This window comes from Ensifer sp. (assembly GCF_035999135.1).
GTDB lineage: Bacteria > Pseudomonadota > Alphaproteobacteria > Rhizobiales > Rhizobiaceae > Ensifer.
On the sequence record NZ_DASYGZ010000235.1, the window covers coordinates 1 to 2,721 of the forward strand.

3 protein-coding genes are annotated in these 2,721 nt (G+C 61.3%); all 3 read left to right on the forward strand.

Annotated features, from left to right (window positions below):
* Nucleotides 1-36 precede the first annotated feature (36 nt).
* The 3 genes from VGO12_RS30675 (at nt 37) to VGO12_RS30685 (ending at nt 2,538) form a co-directional block, all read left to right on the forward strand.
* A complete protein-coding gene (locus tag VGO12_RS30675; RefSeq protein ID WP_327516510.1) occupies nt 37-666 on the forward strand; it encodes a TetR/AcrR family transcriptional regulator in 630 nt (209 codons plus the stop codon).
* 7 nt (nt 667-673) lie between these two features.
* On the forward strand, nt 674-1,474 hold the full coding sequence (locus tag VGO12_RS30680; protein WP_327516511.1) for a pyrroline-5-carboxylate reductase family protein: 801 nt from the start codon (nt 674-676) through the stop codon (nt 1,472-1,474).
* 62 nt (nt 1,475-1,536) lie between these two features.
* Nucleotides 1,537-2,538: an ABC transporter substrate-binding protein gene (locus tag VGO12_RS30685; RefSeq protein WP_327516512.1), complete on the forward strand. Its 1,002-nt coding sequence runs from the start codon at nt 1,537-1,539 to the stop codon at nt 2,536-2,538.
* Nucleotides 2,539-2,721 lie beyond the last annotated feature (183 nt).

The following is a 2,721-nucleotide window of genomic DNA, read 5'->3' on the forward strand; positions in this document are numbered from 1 at the left end:
CTTGATGGCGCCCTTTGGATTTGTTAGGAGGCAATCATGGAACAGGCGATGAATGACACTGGTTGGCGCGGTTCTCAGGAGGGGTGGCTCGAAGCCGCCTACGACTCCCTGCTCGAGTCGGGCGTGGACTCGGTGAAGATCCTGCCGTTGGCCAAGCGGCTCAATCTGTCCCGAACCAGCTTCTACTGGTTCTTCAAGGACCGGGAGGAGCTGCTAAGCGCGCTCGTCGCGCGCTGGAGGGAGAAGAACACGGGTAACCTGATCAAGCAGTCGGAAGCCTATGCGGAGTCCCTGACCGAGGCGATGCTGAACGTCTTCGACTGCTGGGTGAACAAGGACCTGTTCGATTCCCAGTTCGAGTTCGCCGTTCGCAGCTGGGCGCTGCAATCGCCCGAGATACTGGCCGAAGTTCATGAGGCCGACCAGGCGAGAATGGAGGCGCTTGGCCGCATGTTCATGCGCTTCGGCTACGAGGCGGGACCGGCAGACGTTCGCGCGCGAACGACCTACCTGGTGCAGATCGGATACATCTCGATGCAGGCCAAGGAAGACCTTGCGCTGCGCATGAAGCGCATTCCGGAATACATCGCGATTTACACAGGACAAACGCCGCAGCAGAGGGAGATCGATCGCTTCTTCTCCCGGCATGGCTGCAAACCAGAATAGGCGAAGCATGGCTGCGGGCGGACCTTTGAGGGTTGGGGTGATTGGCGGTGCAGGCTGGCTGGGCGGAGCCATCGCCGAAGCCATGCTCGACGCCGGCATCGTCAAGCCTCAAGACCTGTCGCTGTCCTATCGCAGCGATCGTCCCGACCGTTTCAATCGCTCGTTCTGGACATCTGACAACCAGGCACTTGCCGACCGTTCGGACGTTATCGTTCTCTCCGTCCGCCCGGCCGACTGGCAAAACCTGAACGTCGAAACCGAATGCAAGCTGCTCATCTCCGTCATGGCGGGTATTCGCCTGACTGCTCTCAGCGAGCGCCACCGCACCGACCGGGTGGTCCGTACCTTGCCCAATGCAGCGGCCGAAGTTCGCAAGTCCTATACGCCTTGGATCGCGAGCGCCGGGCTGCGGGACGGCGATCGAACGGTCGTAAAGGCGATCTTCGATGCCTGCGGTTCTCAGGATGAAGTGCGCTCGGAGGCCGAGATCGACTATCTGACCGGCCTTACTGGATCGGGCCCTGCCTTTCCGGCGCTGCTGGCTGCAGCGATGATGTCAGACGCCGTCTCGCACGGACTGGAGGCCGAGATCGCCAAGCGCGCCGTCAACGCCCTCGTCGTGGGCGCCGGCCGGATGCTGGAACAGCGTGACGACTGTCCGACCGACATTGTGCAGACCTTCCTCGACTATCGCGGCACCACTGCGGCCGCGATCGATGAAATGCGCGCGGCAGGCTTTGATGCCGCCGTTTCGCGCGGGCTGTCGGCGGCGTTCAGGAAATCGGTTCGCATAGGAGAAGTCTCCTAGCGCAGTCGGGCGGGTGTTGCGGCAGCCCGCTCAAAAAAGTAGCCGCCAAAGAGGGAACGATAATGAAAAGCTTGCTTGCATCGACATGCCTCTTCCTTGGGACCATCGCCGGATCGTCGCTCGCCAACGCGGCCGAGTGTGGCAGCCTCACCATCGCCAGCATGAACTGGCAAAGTGCCGAGGTGATTTCCAACCTCGACAAGATCATCCTCAATGAAGGTTACGGCTGCAGCGCCGAAATCACCATCGGTGACACCGTGCCGACCATCACGTCTATGGCGGAAAAAGGCGAGCCCGACATTGCGCCCGAGGCCTGGATCGATCTGCTTCCCGATGTGGTCAAGAAGGGAACCGAGGAGGGCCGCATCGTCAAGGTCGGTTCCCCGCTTCCCGATGGCGGCGTCCAGGGCTGGTGGATCCCGAAGTATTTTGCTGACGCCCATCCGGACATCAAGACAATTCCCGACCTGCTGAAGCATCCCGATCTCATCAAGGATCCAGAAGACCCGAGCAAGGGCGCGATCTTCAACGGCCCGCAGGGCTGGGGCGGCACGGTCGTAACCGCGCAGCTCTACAAGGCCTTCGACGCTGAAAAAGCCGGCTGGACCCTCGTCGACACCGGGTCCGCAGCGGGTCTCGACGGCTCGATCGCCAAGGCCTATGAGCGCAAGGAAGGCTGGGTCGGCTACTACTGGGCGCCGACGGCCCTGCTTGGCAAGTACGAGATGGTGCAGCTCGAAGCCGGCGTGCCCTATGACGCGGCTGAATGGAAGCGCTGCGTGACGGTTGCCGAATGCACCGACCCCAAGCCCAGCGCATGGCCAGTCGACACGATCGTGACGCTCGTCGCCAAGCCCTTCTCCGAAAAGGCCGGCCCGGAGGTCATGGACTACCTCAACAAGCGCTCCTGGAGCAACGAGACGATCGCCAAGCTGATGGCCTGGATGACCGACAACCAGGCGAGCGGCGAAGAAGGTGCCAAGCACTTCCTCGAAGAAAACCCGGACATCTGGAAAAAGTGGGTTTCGCCCGAGGCCGCCACGAAGATCGAGGCAGCGCTGTAACCAGCACTGCCAAAAGCCGGTGCGGTGTGCTTCAGCCGCCGCACCGTTCCTGCCGACATAACAAGAAGAACGGATCGGCTCTTTCGAGAAGGGGAACCGAATGGACTGGTTTTTTCAATTTCCGCACATGAACGACAACGCGCTTCGAGACCTGAAGAAGGTCATCGACGAGACTTTTCGCGG